This window comes from Streptomyces sp. NRRL F-2580, assembly GCF_000720115.1.
In the GTDB taxonomy this organism is placed as follows: Bacteria; Actinomycetota; Actinomycetes; order Streptomycetales; family Streptomycetaceae; genus Streptomyces.
The window spans coordinates 30,569-54,650 of the sequence record NZ_JOIR01000005.1; the positions used below are offsets into that span (position 1 = coordinate 30,569).

At 70.1% G+C, this 24,082-nt stretch carries 24 protein-coding genes and 1 tRNA gene; 24 read left to right on the top strand and 1 reads right to left on the bottom strand.

Features of this window, described 5'->3' with window-relative positions; genetic code table 11:
* The first annotated feature begins 6 nt into the window (after positions 1-6).
* From IF88_RS0106220 to IF88_RS0106280, 14 genes are all read left to right on the top strand, one after another.
* On the top strand, positions 7-1,095 hold the full coding sequence (locus tag IF88_RS0106220) for a hypothetical protein (protein ID WP_037805556.1): 1,089 nt from the start codon (positions 7-9) through the stop codon (positions 1,093-1,095).
* Positions 1,095-1,478, top strand: coding sequence for an RRQRL motif-containing zinc-binding protein (locus IF88_RS0106225; RefSeq protein WP_030708092.1), 384 nt, complete (start codon positions 1,095-1,097; stop codon positions 1,476-1,478). Before IF88_RS0106220 ends, IF88_RS0106225 begins: the two co-directional genes overlap by 1 nt.
* 27 nt (positions 1,479-1,505) lie before the next feature.
* Positions 1,506-1,781, top strand: coding sequence for a hypothetical protein (locus IF88_RS0106230; protein WP_030708094.1), 276 nt, complete (start codon positions 1,506-1,508; stop codon positions 1,779-1,781).
* 97 nt (positions 1,782-1,878) lie between these two features.
* Entirely contained in the window at positions 1,879-3,390 is a 1,512-nt protein-coding gene (locus IF88_RS40085) for a hypothetical protein (protein ID WP_234323450.1), read from the top strand.
* Positions 3,345-4,103 (top strand): hypothetical protein, encoded by a 759-nt coding sequence (locus tag IF88_RS47670; RefSeq protein ID WP_234323451.1) that lies wholly within the window; start codon positions 3,345-3,347, stop codon positions 4,101-4,103. Before IF88_RS40085 ends, IF88_RS47670 begins: the two co-directional genes overlap by 46 nt.
* A gap of 140 nt (positions 4,104-4,243) precedes the next feature.
* A complete protein-coding gene (locus IF88_RS0106240) occupies positions 4,244-4,495 on the top strand; it encodes a hypothetical protein (protein ID WP_030708096.1) in 252 nt (83 codons plus the stop codon).
* Between the two features lie 23 nt (positions 4,496-4,518).
* Positions 4,519-4,713, top strand: coding sequence for a hypothetical protein (locus IF88_RS0106245; protein WP_030708098.1), 195 nt, complete (start codon positions 4,519-4,521; stop codon positions 4,711-4,713).
* A 12-nt stretch (positions 4,714-4,725) separates the two neighbouring features.
* The gene (locus tag IF88_RS0106250; protein WP_030708100.1) at positions 4,726-5,175 is read left to right on the top strand and encodes a hypothetical protein; all 450 of its coding nucleotides are present in this window, start codon (positions 4,726-4,728) and stop codon (positions 5,173-5,175) included.
* 11 nt (positions 5,176-5,186) lie between these two features.
* Positions 5,187-5,693, top strand: a complete 507-nt coding sequence (locus tag IF88_RS0106255) for a hypothetical protein (protein WP_030708102.1) — start codon at positions 5,187-5,189, stop codon at positions 5,691-5,693.
* An 84-nt stretch (positions 5,694-5,777) separates the two neighbouring features.
* Positions 5,778-7,760, top strand: a complete 1,983-nt coding sequence (locus tag IF88_RS40090) for a DUF3987 domain-containing protein (protein ID WP_030708104.1) — start codon at positions 5,778-5,780, stop codon at positions 7,758-7,760.
* Positions 7,761-8,096: 336 nt separating this feature from the next.
* Positions 8,097-8,288 carry a helix-turn-helix transcriptional regulator gene (locus tag IF88_RS0106265; protein ID WP_078892742.1) on the top strand — a complete coding sequence of 64 codons (192 nt, stop codon included), beginning with the start codon at positions 8,097-8,099 and terminating at the stop codon, positions 8,286-8,288.
* Between the two features lie 182 nt (positions 8,289-8,470).
* Positions 8,471-9,751, top strand: a complete 1,281-nt coding sequence (locus tag IF88_RS0106270; RefSeq protein WP_420710916.1) for a tyrosine-type recombinase/integrase — start codon at positions 8,471-8,473, stop codon at positions 9,749-9,751.
* Positions 9,752-10,058: 307 nt separating this feature from the next.
* On the top strand, positions 10,059-10,568 hold the full coding sequence (locus IF88_RS0106275; protein WP_158754302.1) for a hypothetical protein: 510 nt from the start codon (positions 10,059-10,061) through the stop codon (positions 10,566-10,568).
* Between the two features lie 204 nt (positions 10,569-10,772).
* Complete coding sequence (locus tag IF88_RS0106280; protein WP_030708113.1) at positions 10,773-11,423, top strand: hypothetical protein; 651 nt, start codon at positions 10,773-10,775, stop codon at positions 11,421-11,423.
* Between the two features lie 136 nt (positions 11,424-11,559).
* Here the strand turns inward: IF88_RS0106280 and IF88_RS0106285 are convergent.
* Positions 11,560-11,631: transfer RNA gene (locus tag IF88_RS0106285), tRNA-Arg, on the bottom strand.
* Positions 11,632-11,714: 83 nt separating this feature from the next.
* On the opposite strand from IF88_RS0106285, the gene IF88_RS0106290 reads away from it, so the two are divergent.
* The 10 genes from IF88_RS0106290 to prfA all read left to right on the top strand — a co-directional run bounded on the left by IF88_RS0106290 (position 11,715) and on the right by prfA (position 24,056).
* Positions 11,715-12,212, top strand: a complete 498-nt coding sequence (locus IF88_RS0106290; protein WP_078892761.1) for a response regulator — start codon at positions 11,715-11,717, stop codon at positions 12,210-12,212.
* 70 nt (positions 12,213-12,282) lie between these two features.
* Positions 12,283-13,353 carry an ArgS-related anticodon-binding protein NrtL gene (nrtL, locus tag IF88_RS0106295; RefSeq protein WP_030708116.1) on the top strand — a complete coding sequence of 357 codons (1,071 nt, stop codon included), beginning with the start codon at positions 12,283-12,285 and terminating at the stop codon, positions 13,351-13,353.
* Between the two features lie 19 nt (positions 13,354-13,372).
* Positions 13,373-14,764: a diaminopimelate decarboxylase gene (gene lysA, locus IF88_RS0106300; RefSeq protein WP_030708118.1), complete on the top strand. Its 1,392-nt coding sequence runs from the start codon at positions 13,373-13,375 to the stop codon at positions 14,762-14,764.
* Positions 14,765-14,890: 126 nt separating this feature from the next.
* Positions 14,891-16,180: a homoserine dehydrogenase gene (locus IF88_RS0106305; protein ID WP_030708120.1), complete on the top strand. Its 1,290-nt coding sequence runs from the start codon at positions 14,891-14,893 to the stop codon at positions 16,178-16,180.
* A gap of 6 nt (positions 16,181-16,186) precedes the next feature.
* Positions 16,187-17,257, top strand: a complete 1,071-nt coding sequence (gene thrC, locus IF88_RS0106310) for a threonine synthase (RefSeq protein ID WP_030708121.1) — start codon at positions 16,187-16,189, stop codon at positions 17,255-17,257.
* A gap of 364 nt (positions 17,258-17,621) precedes the next feature.
* Complete coding sequence (thrB, locus tag IF88_RS0106315; RefSeq protein ID WP_030708122.1) at positions 17,622-18,548, top strand: homoserine kinase; 927 nt, start codon at positions 17,622-17,624, stop codon at positions 18,546-18,548.
* 435 nt (positions 18,549-18,983) lie between these two features.
* Positions 18,984-21,101 carry a transcription termination factor Rho gene (gene rho / locus IF88_RS0106320; RefSeq protein WP_030708123.1) on the top strand — a complete coding sequence of 706 codons (2,118 nt, stop codon included), beginning with the start codon at positions 18,984-18,986 and terminating at the stop codon, positions 21,099-21,101.
* Between the two features lie 242 nt (positions 21,102-21,343).
* Positions 21,344-22,444 carry an LCP family protein gene (locus IF88_RS0106325; RefSeq protein ID WP_030708124.1) on the top strand — a complete coding sequence of 367 codons (1,101 nt, stop codon included), beginning with the start codon at positions 21,344-21,346 and terminating at the stop codon, positions 22,442-22,444.
* A 196-nt stretch (positions 22,445-22,640) separates the two neighbouring features.
* On the top strand, positions 22,641-22,859 hold the full coding sequence (rpmE, locus tag IF88_RS0106330; RefSeq protein WP_030708126.1) for a 50S ribosomal protein L31: 219 nt from the start codon (positions 22,641-22,643) through the stop codon (positions 22,857-22,859).
* A gap of 117 nt (positions 22,860-22,976) precedes the next feature.
* Positions 22,977-24,056 (top strand): peptide chain release factor 1, encoded by a 1,080-nt coding sequence (gene prfA / locus IF88_RS0106335; protein ID WP_030708128.1) that lies wholly within the window; start codon positions 22,977-22,979, stop codon positions 24,054-24,056.
* Positions 24,057-24,082: the final 26 nt, after the last annotated feature.

Here is a 24,082-nt window from a genome sequence, read left to right on the forward strand (position 1 = left end):
GGCGTGATGACAGCCCGCAGGTCGCTGACCAAGGTGCAGAGGATCGTCCTGACGGCAGCGTTCGTGCCCATGGTGGCCACCGGCGCCGCTGGCGGGTGGGGCACGTTCAGCAACATCAGCCGTGCCTACGGCTCAGGTACGGCGCTGGGAGCGGTGGCGGCCGGTGAGGGTGCAACCGCCGTTCTGGCTCTGGTGCTGCTCGGGCTGACGATGCTGGGGCAGTCCTCCCCGGGGATCATCCGGGTCGGCTTGTGGGCCCTGCCCGCCGCCGCGTCGGTGATGGCCGCGATGGCCGCCGATGACCCGGGCCGCACCGTGATCTATGCCGTGACGCCGATGGGCATGTGTGTGTCGGCCGAGGGCATGGCGTTCTTGGCCCGGCGGATCGTGGTCCACCAGGACGGCCGTGACGCCGAGGCCGAAGCCAAGGCGGCCGCCGTGGTGCGTGCCCTGGCCTACCACCGGGGTCGTGCCGCGAATCATCCGTCGGGTTGGGTGCGGAAGTGGTCCGACCGGACATCGTGGCGGTTGGCTCGGAGGGTCGGGCTCGGTGATGCGTCGCTGGGTGCCAGGCTCCTGGACGTCCAGCGCGACCGGCTGACCAGCGGCGCGGATGCGGCCCTCGCCGCCATGTTCACCGGACCCGCAAACCAGGATGGAACGCCTGAGTTCACCGTAAATCGGTTGGGGTCTGACCAGCACGAGTCGACCGCCAAGCCCCCGACCGTGGTCGCCGAACTGCCCTCTTCGGAGTTGGCGGACCCGGCGCCGGCCATCGAGTCAGCCGGACCGGTTGAGGCGGTGCCGGTAGCCGAGACGGTCGGGCTTCCCCGGTCGACTCCGGCGAAGGCAGTCGCGGCTACGGAGTCCGCTCCGCGTCGGGCGACCGGTCGGGTACCGCAGTCGGCCCGTACGCCCCGACCGACTCGCACCCCGGAGGAGCTTCTCGCCGAGGCCCGGTCGGTCACGGCCGACTGGCCCGACGTCGAGTTGACCGCGGAGAGGATCCGCAAGGCGGTTCGTACGTCGTCCGCCAACGGCCGGACGCTGCGTGATGCGCTCAGGGCCGAGCGTGCCGAGCCCGAGGCAGCCTGATGGCGCCGCTGACGTTCACCAAGTGCTTCGACCCGGACGGTGCCCGTTTCGGGATACCGACCTACCCGTGGCGCCTGGCCCCCGAGGGCCTGGCGACCCGCCGCCAGCTCCGGGCCGAGGGCCTGCGGCCGGGCGGCCAGCCGATCGCCGCGCAGCTCCTGCGGCCCCGGTTCCGGCGTGAGCCGCTGGTGGCGTACCTGTACCGCGTCGACCTGGCGCAACCCGTCCGGCCGATGACCTCGCGCAAGTGGGGTGCGCTCGCTCTGGCGATGCTCGCCCGCCGCACCTGCCCCCAGTGCTCCACCGACGCCGGATACGTCATCCCGGCCTCGCTCGGCATGTGCGTGCCCTGCGCCTACCCCGAAGAACAGCGCGTCGCCTGAACCTCCCGCCTCTCCAGGAGATCAGCCATGACCACTGCTCAGCAGACCACCGCCGAGGAATCCCGCCGCCAGGAACTGAACCGCCGGCGCCGCGAGGTACGCCGCGCCAAGGCTCGGCAGTCCAAGGCCCGTCACGCCGCCTTCGAGCTGTGCGCGTACGGCGCGTGGGACAGCGACCGCCCCCGCGCCACCGCCGCCGACGTAGCCCGTAGGGCCAACGCGATGTACGGCGCGTACCTCAAGGGCGACGACATCACCGCCGAGGAGGGCGCCGACGCGCTCGCCTGGGCCATCAGCCTCTGATCTGCACCGACCTGCCGCATGCGGGAGCCCGGACGGAAGGCCGTCCAAAGCGCCGTCCGGGCCCCCTTCTCAACTCCACAGAGGGAGCAGACCCATCGTGTCTGAGATCCACGTCATCGAGCAGCCGGCCGAAGAGCCGGACCGCACGCAGAACTCTCCGGGGTCGGCGTCAGTCCTGCCGTTCCCCGCGCCGAAGGGCAAGACCGAGCCGCTGGCCCCGGGCGAGGCCAGGCCGGGGGAATGGGAGGCCGAACTCCCCGACGACCAGCCGGACGACAACGGCGAGATCGCCGAGGGCGACCCCGTGGACCCGCCCAAGCACGAGTTCCCGCCCTCGATCGCCGAGGTCATCGAGGCCAAGGACAAGGCACGCCGGCCGGTACTCCCGGACTGGCTGACCAGCGCCAAGCAGCGGGCCGCCGTCGCCAAGTGGGCGGCCGGCCATTACGCCCAGACCACCGCCTACCACCTGGTGCGTACCCCCGTGTACTCGGCGAAGCTGCTGGCCTACGCCCCGCGCGGCGCCTTCCGCTGGGTGGGCGCGAGCGGCCGTTGGGTCTCCGACGCCGAGGGCCTCCCGGTCCGCCTCGCTGCAGTCCGGACCGAGGACGCGGGGGAGTACCTCAAGCTCTCCCGGCAGCGGGACGCCCGGGTGAAGCTGCGCAGCATCATCGCCACCCTGGCCAGTGTGATCGGCCTCGGCGCGGCTCTGGCCATGTGGGTGCTGGCCCCGGCCTGGCTCCTGACCCTGGCCCTGATCGCCCTGACCGGAGCCCTCGGGTGGGCGGGCACGCCGGCGGACCGGCCGCTGATCGATGCGGCCAAGGTGAAGTTCCGCCACCGCAAGCTGACCTCGGACATCGTCACCCGCGCCTTCCTCGCCGCTGGACTCACGAAGCCGGATCAGGGCATCGCCTTCCCGCAGCCCATTCGGCAGGACGGCGACGGCTGGCGCGTGGTCGTGGACCTCCCGTACGGCAAGACATTCTCCGACGCGGTCAAGAAGCGCGACGCGCTCGCCTCGGGCATCGACGTCGCCGAGACGCAGGTGTTCCTCGACCGCGATACGACCAGCTCACGCCGGGTCTCCATGTGGGTGGCCAACCGCGACCCGCTCGCCGTGCCGACCGGCCGCACCCCGCTCCTCGGCGCGGACCGCGTGGACTTCTGGAAGCCCTTCCCCTGGGGCCGCGACGAGCGCGGAGTCGAGGTCGAGATCAGCATGCTGTGGCTCTCGCTCCTCGTCGGCGCCGTCCCCGGCAGGGCAAGACATTCTCCGCCCGCACCATCGCCCTCGCCGCGGCACTGGACCCGTACGTCCGCCTGTACGTGTTCGACGGCAAGGCATCCCCGGACTGGCGGAAGTTCGCGATGGTCGCCCACCGCGTCGGCTTCGGCACCGTCCCACAGAGCGGGGTGGACCCGGTCATGCACCTGGTCAACTCGCTCCAGGAGCTCAAGGCCGACGTGGAGGACCGCTACCACCGGCTCTCCGAACTGCCCTTGCACGTCTGCCCCGAGGGCAAGCTCACCCCGGCCATCTCGCGGGACAAGAAGTACGACATGCCGCTCGTGCTCTTCGTGGTGGATGAGGTGCAGGAGTACCTGATGCACCCTGTCCACGGGAAGACCATCCTTGACCTGCTGGTCTTTCTCGCCCGCGTCGCGCCGGCCGTCGGAGTCTCGGTTATGACCGCGACGCAGAAGCCCGACGACACCGCCTGCCCGTCCGTGCTCCGTGACCAGCACCAGGCCCGGTTCGCCCTGCGGGTCGGCGCCTACCAGGTCTCGGAGACCATCCTCGGCGCCGGATCGTACGGCGAAGGCCTGGACGCCTCCCGGCTCCTGAAGTCCCACAAGGGAGTCGGCCTGCTCAAGGGCATGTCCGACGACGCCGGAATCGTCCGCACCTACCTCGCCGACGGCCGCGACGCGGAGACCATCCTCAGCCGCGCCCAGGCCCTCCGGCAGGCGGAGGGCACACTCAGCGGCGACGCTGCCGGAGAGGCGCCGGCTGATGCCGCGCTCGCCACGATCCTGGACGACATCGCCGCCGTCATCGGCAAGGGCGAGGCCAAGATCTGGTCCGAGACCATCGTGGACCGGCTCGCCCAGCACCGGCCCGAGGTCTACGGGCCGTGGGCCGAGATGGAGCCCAAGCCCAAGGCCGAACAGCTCACAGCAGCGCTCAAGCCGTACGGCATCGGCACCGACCAGATCGGCCGCCGCATCGACGGCAAGACCGTCAACAAGCGCGGCATCGAGCGCGCCCACATCGCCAAGGCGATTACGGAACGCAACAAGAAGCGGGATGCCGGATAGCCCCATGGGGTGGCTGGTGCTAGCAGCGGACGTCGCTAGCGCTAGCGACCCCACTAGCGGCCCGCACCTCACCTGATCAGGCCGCTAGCAGATAGCGGCCCACCTGCGGAAACCGCCGAATCGCGCCCTGGAGGCCTCTTGTGACCCTCTTCCTGCTCGCTAGCGCCTTCATCCTGCTCTTCACGCTCAGTTATGTCTGCCTGTGTGCGGCCTCGCCGTTCGGCCGCTGCCGCAAGTGCAACGGACTCGGCTTCGCCCTGGCTCACGACCGCAAGGGCAAGCCCAAGCGCGGCAAGCACTGCCGCCGCTGCGACGGCCACGGCATCCGCATCCGGGTCGGCCGTCACCTCTACAACCTGTGGGTCCGCACTTACCGCCACGGCACCCGCTGAACCCCGCACCGACTGGAGTCGCCATGACCTTCACCATCTCCGCGGTCCTGCTCTTCGGCGCCGGATCGTTCGTCGTCCTCAAGTCCAAGTCCGCCGGCGCCGGAGCAGCGATCGTCCTGTTCCTCTTCGGCTTCTTCACCGCCGGAACCGGCGCCTACGAGCCCATCACCAACCTCGTGAAGTCCGCCGCCGTCGCGGTCACCGACATCGCCGAGTAAGGAGGCACCGCCGTGCACCACCACACCCCCGCCCGCCGGGAAACCAACGAGACCCACCACCCGATCCCCCTCGCGCCCGCTCCGCTGGCCGTCCACCACCCGCACGCCGTCCCGGACATCCAGACCGTCCAGCTGCCGGACGGCCGCATCATCACGGGCTACGCCATCGCCCCGACCAAGGCCCCCGAGCCCGTCCCGGAACGGCCGGCCGTCAACCCGCTCGCCATCAACATCGCCCTCGGCGGCATCGGGTTCGCCGCAGCCTGCGGCGGGCTGATGCTCCTGACCACCTTCATCGCCGCCGTCGCTGCGCTCATCCAGCAGCTCGTCATCCTGGCCGCCGTCATCTTCGGCGGCTTCATCGCCACCCAGGTCCTCGGCACCAACCACGGCCGCGGCAACGGCGGGACGGTCGTCAACATCCGCCGGGCCGTCTTCAAGCGCAACAACTTCCGAGGGTGAAGGAGCCAGCCATGTTCGAGATCCGCGTCATCTGCAGCCCGACCGAGGCACCCGAGATCACCAAAGCTCTGGCCGAGACGTTCATGACCGGGCCGGTCCGCCGGCACCCCACCCGAGACGGCGACCGCGTCCGCCTGTACGTCACCGCAGAGCAGCAGCCGAGCCACTGGCCCGCTCCCGAGACCGCCTATGCCACCGCGCCGAGCGTCATCAGTGAGATCGGCTGGACCGCCCGAGACGTCCGGGACTGCCTGCACGGCGTCCACGTCCGCGAGTTCTGGCTCCGGAAGGCCGCGCTCCTGGACCGAATCGCGCTCACCGACGACGACCCCGTGAGCGGCGACGCCGCCACTCTCGCCGTCGAAGCAGCCCGGCGCCTGATGGACATCGACCAGACCGCTGGCCTCGGCCCCAGCGGCTACGCCGACGGCCCGTACACGCCGCACCACCCGGACAGCATCCGTGACCCCCGCGGCTACGTCCGCCAGGAGTACGCCCTCTGGATCCGGCACCACTAGCTGTGCCCGGGGCGGTCGCCTCTCGCCAAAGACCGCGACCGCCCCGGTTCTCCGTCCCTTCGACAGAAACAGGAGACCACCAGCATGACACCCCAACCCGAGTCGGAGCAGTACGCCTCCGTGGTGCCCCTGCGGGCAGCACCCACCGGCAGCCTGGAGCGCGTGCCGCCGCACGACCTGGAGGCCGAACAGGCGGTCGTCGGCGCCCTGATGCTGGCCCCCGAGGTCACCGCACAGGTGGCCGAGGCGATGGACCCCACCGACCACTACCGCCCGGCCCACGAGACGATCCACCGCGCGATCCTGGACCTGCACGGCCGGGGCCAGGCCGCGGACCCCATCACCCTCGGCCACCACCTCGACCACGCCGGCGTGCTGGGCAAGGTCGGCGGGCGGCCCTACCTCCACACCCTGGTGCAGGCCGTCCCCAGCACGGCCAATGCCGAGTACTACGCAGGGATCGTCCATCAGCTGGCGCGCCGCCGACGCAGCATCGAGGCCGGTACCCGCATCGTCCAGGCCGGCATGTCCCCGGACGCCACGGACGACGATCTGCGTGAGGCCCTGGCTCTGGGGGCCGAGGCGATCCCGGCGACGTGGGCGGAACCCATCCCGCTCAACGTCCAGCCTAAGCTCCCGCCCTTCCCCACACGTGCCCTTCCGGGGTGGCTGGCCGACTACGTTGCCGCCGTCGCCGAGGAGACCCAGACCCCGCCCGACATGGCCGGAGCCCTGGCTCTCTCCGTCCTGTCCGCTGCCTCCGGCGGTCGCGCCGTGGTCCAGGTGCGCGGTCGCTGGAGGGAGCCCACCAACCTCTTCGTCGTCGTTGCGCTCGGTCCCGCCAACCGCAAGTCCTCGGTCTTCGCCGCGATGACCCGTCCCCTGTACGAGGCGGAGAAGAGCCTCGTGGAGGGGGCGAACCTCACGATCGTGGAGGCGGAGGTCACCGCGAAGATGGCCCGCGAGGCAGCCGAGAAGGCCGCAGTCCAGGCGGCCAAGGCGGAGGGCCCGGAGCGGGACAACCTGATCGCCGAGGCCATCGGCCTCGCCCAGGTCGCCGAAACCCTGACCGTCCCCGCCAGCCCGCGACTCCTCGCCGATGACGCCACTCCCGAGGTCATCACCACCCTGCTCGCCGAGCAGGGCGGCAGGCTCGCGGTCATGTCCGCCGAGGGCGGCATCTTCGACATCATCGCCGGGCGCTACTCCGGCATTCCCAACATGGAGGTCTTCCTCAAGGGCCACGCCGGCGACCGGCTCCGGGTGGACCGCCGGAGCCGTGAGGAGTTCATCGAGGCCCCGGCGCTGACCATGGGCCTGGCCGTCCAGCCCAGCGTTCTGGAAGAGATCGGCAAGAACCGCGGCTTCGACGGCCGTGGCCTGCTGGCCCGCTTCCTGTACTGCCTGCCTGAATCCCTCGTCGGACGCCGGAGGATCAATCCGGAGCAGGTGCCGGCCGCCGTGGCGGCGACGTACGAGCGCAACGTGTACGCCCTCACCCTGCGGCTGGCCGACTGGACCGATCCTCTCGTCATCCAGCTGACCCCCGAAGCCGATCGGGCCTTGATCGCGTACGAGGAGCGGCTGGAGCCGCAGCTCAGGGCCAAGGGCGGCAGGCTCGGTCACATCGACAAATGGGCGGGCAAGCTCGTCGGCGCCACCGCCCGCATCGCCGGACTCCTCCACCTCGCGACCCACATCGACGGTGGGCACCACGAGCCCATCACCGAAGCCACCCTGCGCGCAGCCATCGAGATCGCGGACTACTTCACCGCCCATGCCCTGACCGTCTTCGATCTCATGGGAGCGGACACATCGCTCGCCCGGGCCCGCGTGCTGCTGGCGGCTCTGGAGCACAACGGGTGGGAGAGCATCACCCGCCGCGACCTGTTCGCCAAGCTCTCCCGCTCCGAATTCCCCACGGTCGCAGAGCTGGAGCCTGCCCTCGCGTTGCTGGAGGAACACGGCTACCTCCGCACCGACACCCCACCCCGGACCGGCAAGCGCGGGCGTCCGCCGGCCCCTCGGTACCTCATCCACCCGCACGTCCGGGAGCCCAAGGCGTGAGCCCTCGATGGAGCTGCATCCCCTGTACCCCGCCGCACAAACCGCAGAATCCGCAGAAACCCGCTGGTGCCCTCTCTGACCAGCGGCAACGCTCCGGCAGCGCGATGGCCGCAGAAAGCCTTAGAACTCCCGCAGAAATCAGGGCCCACGGCTGGCGTCGCCTCGCCCCGCGGGCCTCCACCTATTTCTGCGGCGATTCCCGCAGTTTCTGCGGCGCATACCGGTAGGACCTCAACGCCGCAGGTCAGGACGCAGGTCCCGGCATTTCTGCGGATTCTGCGGTTTCTGCGGCGTCCCGCCGTCCCGTAGCTCAACCACCCGCCCAGTGGAGGAACAGTGGCCGCACCGCGTGACGAGATGTTGACCATCCCCCAAGTCGTTGAAGAGATCGGCGTACCTCTGGCCACGTTCTACCGCTGGCGGCAGCTCAGGAAGGGCCCCAAGGCCATCAAGCTCCCGAACGGCTCGGTGCGAATCCGGCGCTCTGAGCTGGAGCGCTGGATCGCAACCCTGGAAGAGGCCGCGTGACCAACCGCAAGACCGTGAACGTGCCGGGCCCCCGCAAGAGCGGGGATCCGGCCCCCACGGCAGAACTCACCCTGACCACGGATGTCCGGATTTGGAAGATCAGCAAGCTTTCCAGCAAGTCAGCTCCCTACCAGCTGCGGTGGGTCGTGGCCGGGCAAGTCCGGCACGCCACGTTCGCCACGATGGCGCTCGCCGAAAGCCGCCGCTCGGAACTCTGGAACGCGATGACGAAAGGGCAGCCTTTCGACGTTGAATCGGGCTTACCGGAATCCGAGGTCCGGAAGGCTGCCGCCAGAGAGAACGTCCGCCCCGATCCCACCTGGTGGGACTTCAGTCGCGAGTACATGGCGGTCCGGTGGCGGACCGCTGCGGCGAAGACCCGCGAAGGGCTGGCGGACAGCCTCGCCACGGTGGCCATCGCGATGATGGGCGACGGCGCCAAGGCGCCCACCCCGGAAGAGGTACGGCTGGCGGTGCGCTGGGCCGTCGTACCGGCTCACAGGGGCAAGGAGCCTCCGCCGGAGCTGGTGAAGCCCTGCACGTGGCTTTCGCAACGCTCCCGGCCCCTCTCGGATCTCCAGGACCCGAGGGTGCTCCGGGACGTCCAGTACCGGCTTTCGTTCAAGCTGGACGACACCCCGGCGGCGGGGGAGACCTACAAGCGCCGTCGCCGCGGCTTCAACACCGCCATGGAGTACGCCATCGAGTCGGGCTACCTGGACGCGAACCCTCTCGCCGGGGTGAAGCGGGCAGGGCCTAAGGGCGGTGACGCGGTGGACCCCAGGGTTCTGGTCAATGCCGTCCAGGGAAGCCAGCTCCTGACCGCGGTCTCCTACGTCGGCTCCGTCCACCGCAATCGCGGGCGGCGACTCGTCGCTTTCTTTGCCTGCCAGCTCTACGCGGCGATGCGGCCGGCGGAAGCGGTCGGGCTGAGGGAGCAGGACTGCCACCTTCCCGAAACGGGGTGGGGCACGCTCACGCTCCGGGAGACGCTGCCCGTATCGGGCAAAAGGTGGACCGACTCCGGGAAGCGCCACGACAAGCGCGGCCTCAAGTCACGTGAGACCAAGGCGGACCGGCCGGTGCCCATTCCGCCGATCCTGGTGGCGATGCTCCGCGAGCACATCGAGGAGTTCGGCACGGCTCAGGGCGGCCGGCTCTTCGCCAACGAGCGAGGCGGCGTGCTGGGGACGTCCAGCTACTGGAGGGTCTGGCAGGAGGCACGGGCATTCGCCCTGCCTCCCGACAGGGCCGCCTCGCCTCTCGCGCGGCGGCCGTACGACCTGCGGCACACCTGCATCACGAATTGGCTGAACGCCGGAGTCCCTGTAGCCGAGGTCGCCCGCCGCGCCGGCAACTCGCCGGAGGTCATCCACCGGCGCTACGAAGGCTGCATCGACGGCCACGAGGAACTGAACAACGCGAAGATCGCGAAGGCGATGGGGTGGGGGGAACCGCAGTGACCGCGGGGGATTGGCAGCACCGTTAAGGGCTGTCCCTCGCTTGGTCAGCCTGACGACTCCGACATCAGCTCCCAGGCTGGCTATCACCGCCGACGGCCGCGCATCAGACAGGTAGATCACAATCTGCGGCTGGAGCACTAACTGGCAGTTGGGTCAGGCGGGTGCTTGAATGGGAATGCCGCGGTGAGCTGGAACTTCGTGAACACACCGAAGCCGGGCCGCGTATCTCACGCCACGCAGGCTGCGTATTGCCCTGCGGAGGATCCCGAGCCACAGCTGTAGCTCGGGCTGCTGAAGGGACCTATCCATGGCCAAGTACACGAAAGAGCCGCCCGACTGCAGATCTGAGATTCTGTTCGTCGGCACCACAGGTCTACGACCGCTCGCCAACTCTCCCGATGTTCCCGTCGAGATGTACATCGACATCCTGGCACCCGAGAGCTACATGAGTGTGTACTTCGAACAGGTGTCGCTCTACATCGAGGTCCTGACGGAAGGTGTGAAGATAGCCCCGCATCCGACCGTCAACCCTAGTGGTGAGTGGTCAATCTGGGACGGTGGCCAGTGGGTCGTGACCTCGCCGGTGAGCCGTCCGCCCACAGATCGATTGCGTTTGAGGCATTACGACAAACGCGTCACATCTGGCTCCACCAATGGAAAGACACACTGGCTCGGCGTGACCGGTCTCCCGAGCACCGGAGCGTTGGAGATGCGCGCCTATTGCGATGCGATCAACGCTGTGGCTGACACAAAGAGTTGCAGGATCCACATGGATGACTTCCACGTGGGCCAGCAGCTGTCGGGATTCCTGGACTGACTCTGTTCCCGTCCAGCAGCTGCTGGACGGGAAGGAGGAGCGCAACCGCTCGCGTCGAGCACGTCTTCTCCGTGTGTGAAGACCTGGGAGGCGATCCGCAGCTGCCGCCTCAAAGGCGACCGCGTGCGCAGGCGCGAGGTGTATCGAGCAAGCACGCCCGCACCGGCCGGGAGGTCTCTACGGGGCAGCCCTTAGTCTGCGCTCATGCGACAAGTGACAAGATCCTTAGGTCTGTTCGCGCTTCTGCTCTTCATGGCTGGGTGCGGTGGGAAGCAGACCACCACCACGACCGGTGACGTCACCACAACGGTCGTGCAGGACAGCCAGTGGGTCACTGCCGCGATCTCGGCCGGCGCTGTCCTCATCAGCTCGGCTGCAGCTGCCTGGATCACTCACTACTTCACTGGGCGGACCGAGAGGAGGAGGCAGCAGCACGCCGACGCCCTGGAGGCCGCGAAGCGCGACCATGAGGCCAAGCTGGCCCACGAGCAGCGCATTCGCGAGCAGGTGATCGCCACCTCTACGACCATCTCGAAGATGCTCCAGGACTTCCGGGCGAAGATCGGCGAGGCCACGGAGGCGGCAGACACGTTGGCCGCCACGCTCCTGTACGACGAGTGCTCCGCCGTCGTCCGCCGGCACCATGACGACGCCCTGCCCGTCATCGAGGTCATGCCGGACCTGGAGCTCCGGCAGCGGGCCAATGCCGTCTTCGAGGCCTACGGGGACTGGGCGGCAGGCACTGCTGAGGCGCTGTCGAATCTCACGAGGCGACCTGATGCCGCTGGGCTGGACGGCACTCGCGAGGAGTTCTACGAGCGCGCCCGACGGGTGATCAGCGATGCCTCAGGCTGACGCGCGGCCCACACGCCCCTCACACGGGATCAGTGAGTAGCAACGACAAAGGCCCGGACTCAGTGGGACTGAGTTCGGGCCTTCATGCTTGGCACTTCAGCTGATCAGCGGCGTGATCGCGCTGTCTCTGCTGGAGTGCCCCCGGCAGGATTCGAACCTGCGCACACGGCTCCGGAGGCCGTTGCTCTATCCCCTGAGCTACGGGGGCGCGGTCGTCGGTGTTGCGGCGACGGGTTGAACACTACCAGCTTCCGTGGGGTGATCAGGAACTGGTTTCGGGGGGAGGAGGGGGTGGGTCGCCCGCAGGGGGTGGAAGTGGCAAAAACCCGGACGCGGGGGCCCGGCTCGACCTACTCTCGAGTTGTGCCAGGCGCCTCAGGCCGGGTGCTTGTTGTCGACGACAACAAGGTCATCCGGCAGCTGATCAAGGTCAATCTCGAGCTGGAGGGCTTCGAGGTCGTGACCGCGAACGATGGTGCCGAGTGTCTGGACGTGGTCCATCGCGTGCGCCCCGACGTGATCACGCTCGACGTGGTCATGCCGCGGCTGGACGGGTTCGGGGCGGCCGCGCAGTTGCGGGCCGATCCGCGGACCAGGGACGTGCCCGTGGCGATCGTGAGCGCCTGCACGCAGCAGGAGGTGGAGGCCGGGATCACGGCCGGGGTGGACGCCTTCCTCGCGAAGCCCTTCGAGCCCGCCGAGCTCGTGCGCGTCGTACGCAGGCTGGTCGAGCGGAACGACCGGCGCGACGGGAGGAAAGGGGCGCCCGCCGGGCGGGGGAGGGGCTGAGGCCGCGGCCTCCTGTTCACATGGCGAAATCCTTCGTGGGATGACACGGGGTCTCCCCTAGGCTGGTCCCGTGACCCCCGCAGACCTCTCCCCTTGCGTCGTACGCGCCGTGCGCTGCGCCGTCGCGGACGGGGAGCTGGCCGCCGGTGCGGCCGCGCCCGAGCGGGTCGTGATCGAGCGGACCCGGCCCGGCGGGGTGGGGGAGTACGCAACCCCCGTCGCCTTCCAGGTCGCCAAGACGGCCGGCTGCCCGCCCCGTGACGTGGCGGGCGTACTGGCCCGCCGGCTCGGCGCGGAGCCCGGGATCGAGCGGGTCGAGGTCACGGGAGCCGGCTTTCTCAATTTCGTACTGGCCGCACCCTCCGCCCCCTCCCTCGTCCGCGATGCCCTCATCCGCGACATCGCCATCCGGGACGTGCGCGGCGGGGCCATGTTCGCCGCCCGGGCCGGCGAGCCCGCCCGGGGCGACGAGCCCGCCCTCGACGACGAGCCCGCCCTCGACGACGAACCCGCCCAGGGCGACGAGCCCGCCCCCGACGACGAGACCGGGCTCGGGCTGCGCGAGCGCGTCGTGCGCCGCAGCGTCCTGCGGCTCGTGTGCGCCCAGGGCGGTACCGGGCGCGACCTGCCCGAGAGCCTGCCCGTCGCCCCCCTCGCCAAGCGGGACTGCGACGTCGTCGCCCGGTACGGCGCCGGGGCCGCGCACTGGCGGATGCTCTCCGTGCCGGCCCGCGAGACCCCCGTCTTCTCCGAGGACCTGCTCCTCCAGGGCGAGGGCAACGAGTTCTTCCGGGTGCGTTACGCCCACGCCCGCAGCCGGGCGCTGCTCAGGAACGCCGACCAGCTGGGCTTCCACCCCGAGACCGGGGAGGTCCCCGACGCGCCCGCGCTGCTGCGCGCCCTCGCCGACCACCCCCTCGCCCTCGAAGCCGCCGCGCACCACCGTGCGCCCGAGCGGCTCACCCGGGACCTCGTCGAGCTGGCGGACGCGCTGCTCGACTTCCAGTACCGCGTACTGCCCCGGGGCGACGAGAAACCCTCGGCCGCCCACCGCGCCCGGCTGGCTCTTGCCGAAGCCGCCGGGACGGTGCTGGCCGGCGGCCTGGCCCTGCTCGGCATAGACGCACCGACACGACTGTGAACCGCGAAGAGAGATACCGATGAGCCGTTCCGCGCACCCCGCCGGACCCCGCCACGCCGACGTCCTGCCCGAGGGGCACTACTCCCCGCCGCCCGCCGACCTGAACGCGCTGGACGAGAAGGTCTGGGCGCGGACCGTCACGCGCGACGGCGACGGTGTCGTGTCCGTCGGCGGCATCGAAGTGACCCGGCTCGCCGAGGAGTTCGGCACGCCCGCGTACTTCCTGGACGAGGAGGACTTCCGGGCGCGGTGCCGGGCCTGGGCGCACGCCTTCGGCCCCGACGCCGACGTCTTCTACGCCGGGAAGGCGTTCCTCTCCAAGGCCGTCGTGAAGTGGCTGAAGGAAGAGGGGCTGAACGTCGACGTCTGCTCCGGCGGGGAACTGGCCACCGCCCTCGCCGCCGGGATGCCCGCCTCGCGCATCGCCTTCCACGGCAACAACAAGTCCGAGGCCGAGATCCGCAGGGCCGTCGGCGCCGGGGTCGGACGGATCGTCCTCGACTCCTTCCAGGAGATCGCCCGCGTCGCGCACATCGCCCGTGAGCTGGGCGTGCGCCAGCCCGTGCAGATCCGCGTGACGGTCGGCGTCGAGGCGCACACGCACGAGTTCATCGCGACCGCCCACGAGGACCAGAAGTTCGGGATCGCCGTCGCGGACGGGTCCGCCGCCGAGGCGGTACGGCGGGCGCTCGGGCACGACAGCCTGGAGCTGCTCGGAGTCCACTCCCACATCGGGTCGCAGATCTTCGACATGGCCGGCTTCGAGGTCTCCGCCAAGCGCGTCGTGCGGCTGCTCGCCGCCGTGCGCGACGAGCACGACGTGGAGCTGCCCGAGATCGACCTCGGCGGCGGGCTCGGCATCGCCTACACCTCGAACGACGACCCGCGCGAGCCCCACGAGATCGCCAAGGCCCTGCACGAGATCGTGGCCCGGGAGTGCGAGGGCGCCGGGCTGCGCGCCCCCCGGATCTCGGTCGAGCCCGGCCGCGCCATCGTCGGGCCGACCGCCTTCACCCTCTACGAGGTCGGGACGATCAAGCCCCTCGAAGGACTCCGGACGTACGTGAGCGTCGACGGCGGGATGTCCGACAACATCCGCACCGCCCTGTACGACGCCGAGTACTCCATCTCCCTCGTCTCCCGCACCTCCACCGCCGAGCCCATGCTCGTACGCGTCGTCGGCAAGCACTGCGAGAGCGGCGACATCGTCGTGAAGGACGCCTTCCTGCCCGCCGACCTGGCCCCCGGCGACCTCCTCGCCGTCCCGGCCACCGGCGCGTACTGCCGCTCCATGGCCAGCAATTACAACCACGCGCTCCGCCCGCCGGTCGTCGCCGTGCGCGACGGACAGGCCCGAGTGATCGTCCGCCGCGAGACGGAGGAAGATCTCCTGCGTCTCGACCTCGGATAATGAAATTGGTGTCTCACTCAATGGACCGAGGATGGAAACTGCTGTCCATTGAGTGAGACTGGTTCCACCCGGCGCGCAACCCGCGCGCGGGGTACTGATGGAAGATCGAAAGGCGTAGGTCGAATGATGCGTACGCGTCCGCTGAAGGTGGCGCTGCTGGGCTGTGGAGTGGTCGGCTCAGAGGTGGCCCGCATCATGACGACGCACGCCGACGACCTCGCGCAGAGGATCGGCGCGCCCGTGGAGCTCGCCGGCGTGGCGGTGCGCCGCCCCTCGAAGGTGCGCGAGGGCATCGACCCCTCCCTGATCACCACCGATGCGACCGCCCTCCTCAAACGCGGTGACATCGACATCGCCATCGAGGTCATCGGCGGCATCGAGCCCGCCCGCGGCCTGATCACCACCGCCTTCGAGCACGGCGTCTCCGTGGTCTCCGCGAACAAGGCGCTGCTCGCCCAGGACGGCGCCGCGCTGCACGCGGCAGCCGAGCAGCACGGGCTGGACCTGTACTACGAGGCCGCCGTCGCCGGCGCCATCCCGCTGGTCCGCCCGATGCGCGAGTCCCTCGCGGGCGACAAGATCAACCGGGTGATGGGCATCGTGAACGGCACGACGAACTTCATCCTCGACAAGATGGACTCGACCGGCGCCGGCTACCAGGAGGCGCTCGACGAGGCCACCGCCCTGGGGTACGCCGAGGCCGACCCGACCGCCGACGTCGAGGGCTACGACGCCGCCGCCAAGGCCGCGATCCTGGCCGGCATCGCCTTCCACACCCGTGTCCGCCTGGACGACGTGTACCGCGAGGGCATGACCGAGGTCAGCGCCGCCGACTTCGCCTCCGCCAAGCGGATGGGCTGCACCATCAAGCTCCTCGCCATCCTGGAGCGCGCCGCGGACGGCGCGTCCGTCACCGCCCGCGTCCACCCGGCGATGATCCCGCTCACCCACCCGCTCGCCTCCGTCCGCGAGGCGTACAACGCCGTCTTCGTCGAGGCGGAGGCTGCCGGGCGGCTCATGTTCTACGGGCCCGGCGCGGGCGGCGCGCCGACCGCTTCCGCGGTCCTCGGCGACCTGGTCGCCGTCGCCCGCAACAAGCTCGCCGAGGCAACGGGGCCCGGCGAGTCCGCGTACACCCAGCTGCCGGTCAGCCCCAGGGGGGACGTCGTCACGCGCTACCACATCAGCCTCGATGTGGCGGACAAGCCGGGCGTCCTCGCCCAGGTGGCGACCACCTTCGCGGAGCACGGTGTCTCCATCGACACGGTCCGCCAGCAGGGCAAGGACGGCGAGGCCTCCCTCGTCGTCGTCACTCACCGCGCGCCCGACGCCGCCCTCTCCGGGACCGTCGAGGCACTGCGGAAGCTGGACACCGTCCGCGGTGTCGCCAGCATCATGCGTGTTGAAGGGGAGTAAGGACCCATGAGCAGCAATCGCACCCACCAGTGGCGCGGCATCATCGAGGAGTACCGGGACCGCCTGCCGGTCACGGACGCGACGCCGGTGGTCACGCTCCGTGAAGGTGGTACTCCCCTCGTCCCCGCGCAGGTGCTCTCCGAGCGCACCGGCTGCGAGGTCCACCTGAAGGTCGAGGGGGCCAACCCCACCGGGTCCTTCAAGGACCGCGGCATGACCATGGCGATCACCAAGGCCAAGGAGGAGGGTGCCAAGGCGGTCATCTGCGCCTCCACCGGCAACACTTCGGCCTCCGCCGCCGCGTACGCGGTGCGCGCCGGGATGGTCTGCGCGGTGCTCGTGCCGCGCGGCAAGATCGCGCTCGGCAAGATGGGCCAGGCCCTCGTGCACGGCGCCAAGATCCTTCAGGTGGACGGCAACTTCGACGACTGCCTGAACCTGGCCCGCGCGCTCTCCGACAACTACCCGGTGGCGCTGGTCAATTCGGTCAACCCGGTGCGCATCGAGGGCCAGAAGACGGCCGCGTTCGAGATCGTCGACGCGCTGGGCGACGCCCCCGACATCCACGTGCTGCCCGTCGGCAACGCCGGCAACATCACGGCGTACTGGAAGGGCTTCAAGGAGTACAAGGCCGACGGCCTGTCCTCCCGTACGCCCCGCGTGTGGGGTTTCCAGGCCTCCGGCTCCGCGCCGATCGTGCGCGGCGAGGTCGTCAAGGAGCCGCACACCATCGCCACCGCGATCCGCATCGGCAACCCGGCCTCCTGGGACTACGCCCTGCAGGCGCGCGACGAGTCGGGCGGCTTCATCGACGAGGTGACCGACCGCCAGATCCTGGCCGCCTACCGGCTGTTGGCCGCTCAGGAGGGCGTCTTCGTCGAGCCCGCCTCGGCCGCCTCGGTGGCCGGCCTGCTCAAGGCCGCCGAGCTGGGCCTGGTGGACCCCGGCCAGAAGATCGTGTGCACCGTCACCGGCAACGGCCTGAAGGACCCCGACTGGGCGATCGCCGGCGCTCCGCAGCCGGTCACCGTTCCGGTGGACGCCGAGGCCGCCGCCGTCCGTCTGGGTCTGGTCTAGGCCGGATCCGGTGCGGGGACCCGGCGCCATGTGCCCGGTCCCGCCCGGTCCCGGGAGTAACGCGCACCACGTGTGAGCCGGTTCCGGAGGGCTTCCGAGGCCCTCCGGAACCCGGCAACTCACCCCGTACGATGACAAAAGTGCGGCCGAAGCCGTCGAAGCCCGCGACACGCATCGTGCGCCTCCTGTGCGCCCTATGTCGCGAGAGAACCTTCCTTCGATACGCTGTACTTACATCCGCCACCGCGCATATGACCGCGGTGCTGCCCCGAGGGCCTTCGGGTGTCGTACGTTCTCCAGTACATTCGCAGCGAGCCAGCGAAGAGCGAAGATCTCGCACAGTCACAAGGAGTGTCATCGGACGATGGCCGGTCCAGCGTTCCGCGCCGCCGCCGTACGGGTGCGCGTCCCCGCCAGCAGTGCCAACCTCGGCCCGGGCTTCGACGCCCTGGGCCTGGCCCTGGGGCTCTACGACGACGTAGTCGTCCGGGTGGCCGACTCCGGCCTGAACATCGACATCGCGGGCGAGGGCGCCGACACCCTCCCGCGGGACGAGAGCCACCTGCTCGTACGCTCCATGCGCACCGCCTTCGACCTGCTGGGCGGACAGCCGCGCGGCCTCGAGGTCGTCTGCGCCAACCGGATCCCGCACGGCCGCGGCCTCGGCTCCTCCTCCGCCGCGATCTGCGCCGGCATCGTCGCCGCCCGCGCCGTGACCATAGGCGGCGAGGCCAGGCTCGACGACGCGGCGCTGCTGGAGCTCGCCACCGAGATCGAGGGACACCCCGACAACGTCGCCGCCTGCCTGCTCGGCGGATTCACCCTGGCGTGGATGGACGGCGGCAGTGCCAAGGCGATCCGGATGGAGCCTGCCGAATCCATCGTTCCGGTGGTCTTCGTGCCTTCCAAGCCGGTCCTGACGGAGACCGCGCGCGGCCTGCTGCCGCGCAGCGTCCCGCACGTGGACGCGGCCGTCAACGCGGGCCGCGCGGGCCTGCTCGTGGAAGCCCTGACCAGGCGTCCCGAGCTGCTGCTGCCCGCCACCGAAGACCGGCTCCACCAGGAGTACCGGTCCCCGGCGATGCCCGAGAGCGTCGCTCTGGTGAACCGACTGCGGGCGGACGGGATCCCCGCGGTCATCTCCGGCGCGGGCCCCACGGTCCTCGCGCTGGTCGACAACGGCGCGGCCGACAAGGTCGCGCAGCTCGCGGGCGAGGGATGGGCGGCCAACCGGCTCGCTCTCGACGCTGCGGGCGCGAGCGTACTTCCGCTGGGCACCCAGGGCGGCTGAAAGCCGTTCTCGTGGGGTGCGCAGCCGGTCAGGGGCGGGCGGCCAGGGCAGGCCGCCCGCGCGGAAGGGCGCGATTGCCGGTGATTGAGAGGGGGAATATCTATTGGATCCGGTAGTGTTAGTCTCAAGTGCGCATCGGAAGCCGCCATGGCTCGGTGCTCAGTGTCCCCATACGGGACCACATTTCTTCCGGGAGCCTCCCCGACTGCTTTGATCACTTCCAGCAGTTTCGAGCACGCTCCGGAATCGGCGTGACATTCCCACGCTTCCAGCTCGGGGGCTTCTCGCCGGAACCACCCATGCACGTTTTCTCCCCGCCGTATCTCTATCGGCGGACCACCGCCCCGGCACGGTCCACACCTAGGACTGTTGTCGGACAGCACAACCGGTCGCCGAGCCAGACAGGCCGACGTCCGCTCCAGGGAAGGACCCTTCGTGAGCGACACCACCGATCTGATGGGCGCTGCCGACACCTCTGTCGACACCAGTACCCCCGCCGCGGGCGCCGCACCCAAGCGTCGACGCACCGGCACCGGCCTTGACGGCATGGTCCTGGCCGAGCTGCAGCAGGTCGCGTCGGGCCTCGGGATCAGGGGCACCGCGCGGATGCGCAAGAGCCAGCTGATCGAGGTCATCAAGGAGGCGCAGGCGGGCAGCGGTGCTCCCAAGGCCGCGGCCTCCGCCGCCGGGGACACCGCCGAGGCCAAGCCGAAGCGCCGCGCCACCAGCAAGGCCCGCACGGGTGAGGCCGCCGCCGAGGCGCCCGCCGAGAAGCCTGCCGCGCAGGCGCAGATCGAGATCCCGGGCCAGCCGGCCAGCGACGACGCGCCGGCCGGCGAGCGCCGCCGCCGTCGGGCCACGGCTCCCACCGGCAGCCCGGAGGCCTCGGCCCCCGTCGCCGTGCAGGTCGAGCAGAAGACCGAGACCGTGACCGCCGCCCCGGCGCAGTCCGAGGTCACGGCCGACGCCACGGCGGTCTCCGCCGGCCAGGCGCAGGGTCAGGACGGCGAGGGCCGCGGCCGTCGCGACCGCCGTGACCGCGCCGAGCGCGGCGACCGCCAGCGCGACCGCCGTGACCGCGGCGCCAAGGCCGACGACCAGGGCCAGGCCGGCCAGGGTCAGGCGGCCCCGCAGGGCGGCCAGGGCGGCCAGGGTGGCGGCCGTCAGGACCGCGCCGACCGTCAGGACCGCGCCGACCGTCAGGACCGCCAGCAGCAGGGCGGCCGTGGCCAGGGCCAGGGTCAGCAGGGCCGTCAGGACCGCCAGGACCGCCAGGACCGCCAGGACAACGGCCCGCAGGACGACTTCGACGACGAGGGCGGCCGCCGTGGCCGTCGCGGACGCTACCGCGACCGTCGTGGCCGTCGTGGCCGTGACGAGTTCGCCCCGAACGAGCCGCAGGTCGCCGACGACGACGTGCTGATCCCCGTCGCGGGCATCCTCGACATCCTCGACAACTACGCGTTCATCCGGACCTCGGGCTACCTGCCCGGTCCCAACGACGTGTACGTGTCCCTCGCCCAGGTCCGCAAGGCCGGCCTGCGCAAGGGCGACCACACCACCGGTGCGGTCCGTCAGCCCAAGGACGGCGAGCGCCGCGAGAAGTTCAACGCCCTCGTGCGTCTGGACTCGGTGAACGGCATGGCGCCCGAATCCGGCCGTGGCCGCCCGGAGTTCCAGAAGCTGACCCCGCTCTACCCGCAGGACCGGCTCCGTCTGGAGACCGACCCGGGCGTGCTGACCACCCGCATCATCGACCTCGTGTCGCCGATCGGCAAGGGCCAGCGCGGTCTGATCGTGGCTCCGCCGAAGACCGGCAAGACCATGATCATGCAGGCGATCGCCAACGCGATCACGGTCAACAACCCCGAGTGCCACCTGATGGTCGTCCTGGTCGACGAGCGTCCGGAAGAGGTCACCGACATGCAGCGGTCGGTCAAGGGCGAGGTCATCTCCTCGACCTTCGACCGCCCGGCCGAGGACCACACCACCGTCGCCGAGCTGGCCATCGAGCGCGCCAAGCGTCTCGTCGAGCTGGGTCACGACGTGGTCGTCCTGCTGGACTCCATCACCCGTCTGGGCCGCGCGTACAACCTCGCGGCGCCCGCCTCCGGCCGCATCCTGTCCGGTGGTGTCGACTCGACCGCGCTGTACCCGCCGAAGCGCTTCTTCGGTGCCGCGCGCAACATCGAGGACGGCGGCTCGCTGACCATCCTGGCCACCGCGCTGGTCGACACCGGCTCGCGCATGGACGAGGTGATCTTCGAGGAGTTCAAGGGCACCGGCAACATGGAGCTCAAGCTCGACCGCAAGCTCGCCGACAAGCGCATCTTCCCGGCCGTCGACGTCGACCCGTCGGGCACCCGCAAGGAGGAGATCCTCCTCAACGCGGAGGAGCTCGCCATCGTCTGGAAGCTGCGCCGGGTGCTGCACGCGCTCGACTCGCAGCAGGCGATCGAGCTGCTGCTCGACAAGATGAAGCAGACGAAGTCGAACGCCGAGTTCCTGATGCAGATCGCGAAGACGACCCCGTCGGGCAAGAACGACGACTGAGGTCCGGAGTCGGGCGTATGACGCCTGACGCGCGGCATCACCCCAGCAGCCCCCACCGCACCGGCGGCGGGGCTGCTGCGCGTTCCGGGGGCCCCGCACGGGCCCCGGGGCGCCGGTGCGGGCTTCACCACACCCCGCCCCGGAACCCTGCGGGGCGTTCACCCGTCTGTGTGAGAGGGGCCCGCGGAGTGGACGGCGGGCCGGAACGGACCAGGGGACCGGACTCAGGGACTGAGGAGAGCATGACCGAGGACAGCAAGGGCCGCGGCCGACGGGCCGCGGGCCGGCGCCGACGCAAACCGGCGAAGCGCCGCAGGGCTCTCGTCATCGCCGCGTGGAGCGCAGCGGGGGTGGTCCTGCTGGGGGGCGCGGGCCTCGGCTACTTCTACTTCAAGCTCAACGGCAATCTGAAAACCGTCGACATCGACCAGGCCCTCGGCAGCGACCGCCCGCAGAACGTCGACAACGGCTCGATGGACATCCTGGTGCTCGGCTCCGACTCCCGCGGCGGCGCCAACGGAGAGTACGGCCAGGACGACGGCGGCTCGGCCCGCTCCGACACCGCGATGATCGTCCACCTCTACGAGGGCCACAAGCAGGCCAGCGTCGTATCGATACCCCGCGACACCATGACGGTCCGTCCCGAATGCCCCACCGGCAAGGGCAAGACCGACCCCGGCGGCCCGCGCAAGCAGTTCAACGAGGCGTACACCATCGGCGGGGCCGCCTGCGCGGTCAAGACCGTCGAGAAGATGTCGGGGATCCGGATGGACCACTACATCGAGGTCGACTTCACGGGCTTCAAGAAGATCATCGACAACCTCGGCGGCGTCGACGTGACCACCACCAAGCCGATCAAGGACGGCGCCAGCCACCTCGAACTCGCGGCCGGCCCGAACCACCTCAACGGCGAACAGGCCCTCGGCCTCGTCCGCACCCGCAAGAGCGTCGGCGACGGCAGCGACCTGGGCCGAATACAGCTCCAGCAGGCCTTCATCAAGGCACTGATCAAACAGGTCAAGAGCATCGGGGTGTTCGACAACCCCAAGCGGCTGGTGGACCTCGCCGACTCCGCGACCAAGGCGATCACCACCGACAAGTCGCTCGGTGACGTGAAGTCCCTCATGGGCTTCGCCCAGGGCCTGCAGGGCATCGAGGCCCAGAACATGCACATGATCACCCTGCCGGTGACGGTGGACCCGCGCGACGCCGATCGCGTCGCCCCGCTGACGAAGGAGTCGAAGCTGGTCTGGGAAGCGCTGCTCGCGGACCAGCCGATCCCGGCCGAGGCCACCGAGAAGTCCATGGGGGACAAGGGCACGGTCGGCGGCATCGTCCAGTAGGGAGCCCCTGCTCAGGCGGCTTCCGGACGGATTCCGCGGGGGTGCGGAATAGATGGCGGCCCCCCTCCGTTGAGGGAGGCGTCCTCAGAATTTTGACAGGCAGCCCGGTCCTGGCAGACTGGTCTGTCGGCCCCGGTTCACGCAGTGCGCAATTCGGCTCCTGCGACCCGGCGCCCTCCCGAATCTAGGAGACACCTTGAAGCGCGATGTTCACCCCGAGTACGTCGAGACCCAGGTCAGCTGCACCTGTGGCGCGTCGTTCACCACCCGTAGCACCCTGACCGAGGGCTCCATCCGAGCCGAGGTCTGCTCCGAGTGCCACCCGTTCTACACGGGCAAGCAGAAGATCCTCGACACCGGTGGCCGCGTGGCCCGCTTCGAGGCGCGCTTCGGCAAGGGTGCGGCCAAGAAGTAGCGCGACCCAGGCGCCGGTCACCGGCCGCCCCCTGTCCACTCGGGGGCGGCCGGACCGGCGCCTTTGTCGTCGTCTCGCCAAGTCACCCCGTTCGTACTTTCACCACAGGAGCCCCCGATGTTCGAGGCGGTCGAGGAATTGATCGGCGAACACGCCGATCTTGAGAAGAAGCTCGCCGACCCTTCGGTCCACTCGGATCAGGCCAACGCGCGCAAGCTGAACAAGCGCTACGCGGAGCTGACCCCGATCGTCGCGACCTTCCGCGCATGGAAGCAGTCGGCCGAGGACATCGAGACGGCCAAGGAGTTCGCGGCCGACGACCCGGACTTCATCGCCGAGGTCAAGGAGCTGACCCAGCAGCGCGAGGAGCTCACCGAGAAGCTCCGCCTGCTGCTGGTCCCGCGTGACCCCAGCGACGACAAGGACGTGCTCCTGGAGGTCAAGGCGGGCGCGGGCGGCGACGAGTCGGCGCTGTTCGCCGGCGACCTGCTGCGCATGTACCTGCGCTACGCCGAGCGGGTGGGCTGGAAGACCGAGATCATCGACGCCACCGAGTCCGAGCTCGGCGGCTACAAGGACGTCCAGGTCTCCGTCCGCACCAAGGGCGGCAACGGCGCGACCGAGCCCGGCCAGGGCGTGTGGGCCCGCCTGAAGTACGAGGGCGGCGTACACCGCGTCCAGCGGGTTCCGGCCACGGAGTCCCAGGGCCGCATCCACACCTCCGCCGCCGGCGTGCTCGTCACCCCGGAGGCCGAGGAGGTCGAGGTCGAGGTCAACATGAACGACCTCCGCATCGACGTGTACCGCTCGTCCGGCCCCGGCGGCCAGTCCGTCAACACCACCGACTCGGCCGTGCGCATCACGCACATCCCGACCGGTGTGGTCGCCTCCTGCCAGAACGAGAAGAGCCAGCTCCAGAACAAGGAGCAGGCCATGCGCATCCTGCGCTCGCGCCTGCTGGCCGCCGCCCAGGAAGCCGCCGAGCAGGAGGCCTCCGACGTGCGCCGCAGCCAGGTGCGCAGCGTGGACCGGTCCGAGAAGATCCGCACGTACAACTACCCGGAAAACCGGATCTCGGACCACCGGACCGGTTTCAAGGCGTACAACTTGGACCAGGTGCTCGACGGTGACCTCGACCCGGTCATCCAGGCCTGCGTGGACACCGACTCCGCAGCCAAGCTCGCGGCCGCGCACTGACCCTGATCCCTGCTTCACCCCCCGTT

Excerpts from the sequence above, each read along its gene's own strand:
- prfA (WP_030708128.1), top strand. The coding sequence starts at position 22,977 with ATGTTCGAGGCGGTCGAGGAATTGATCGGCGAACACGCCGATCTTGAG.
- IF88_RS0106255 (WP_030708102.1), top strand. The coding sequence starts at position 5,187 with ATGTTCGAGATCCGCGTCATCTGCAGCCCGACCGAGGCACCCGAGATC.
- IF88_RS0106325 (WP_030708124.1), top strand. The coding sequence starts at position 21,344 with ATGACCGAGGACAGCAAGGGCCGCGGCCGACGGGCCGCGGGCCGGCGC.
- IF88_RS0106305 (WP_030708120.1), top strand. The coding sequence starts at position 14,891 with ATGCGTACGCGTCCGCTGAAGGTGGCGCTGCTGGGCTGTGGAGTGGTC.
- IF88_RS40090 (WP_030708104.1), top strand. The coding sequence starts at position 5,778 with ATGACACCCCAACCCGAGTCGGAGCAGTACGCCTCCGTGGTGCCCCTG.
- IF88_RS0106225 (WP_030708092.1), top strand. The coding sequence starts at position 1,095 with ATGGCGCCGCTGACGTTCACCAAGTGCTTCGACCCGGACGGTGCCCGT.
- IF88_RS47670 (WP_234323451.1), top strand. The coding sequence starts at position 3,345 with ATGCCGCTCGTGCTCTTCGTGGTGGATGAGGTGCAGGAGTACCTGATG.
- thrC (WP_030708121.1), top strand. The coding sequence starts at position 16,187 with ATGAGCAGCAATCGCACCCACCAGTGGCGCGGCATCATCGAGGAGTAC.
- IF88_RS0106220 (WP_037805556.1), top strand. The coding sequence starts at position 7 with ATGACAGCCCGCAGGTCGCTGACCAAGGTGCAGAGGATCGTCCTGACG.
- IF88_RS0106230 (WP_030708094.1), top strand. The coding sequence starts at position 1,506 with ATGACCACTGCTCAGCAGACCACCGCCGAGGAATCCCGCCGCCAGGAA.
- lysA (WP_030708118.1), top strand. The coding sequence starts at position 13,373 with ATGAGCCGTTCCGCGCACCCCGCCGGACCCCGCCACGCCGACGTCCTG.
- IF88_RS0106270 (WP_420710916.1), top strand. The coding sequence starts at position 8,471 with ATGGCGCTCGCCGAAAGCCGCCGCTCGGAACTCTGGAACGCGATGACG.
- IF88_RS0106275 (WP_158754302.1), top strand. The coding sequence starts at position 10,059 with ATGGCCAAGTACACGAAAGAGCCGCCCGACTGCAGATCTGAGATTCTG.
- IF88_RS0106245 (WP_030708098.1), top strand. The coding sequence starts at position 4,519 with ATGACCTTCACCATCTCCGCGGTCCTGCTCTTCGGCGCCGGATCGTTC.
- IF88_RS0106280 (WP_030708113.1), top strand. The coding sequence starts at position 10,773 with ATGCGACAAGTGACAAGATCCTTAGGTCTGTTCGCGCTTCTGCTCTTC.
- thrB (WP_030708122.1), top strand. The coding sequence starts at position 17,622 with ATGGCCGGTCCAGCGTTCCGCGCCGCCGCCGTACGGGTGCGCGTCCCC.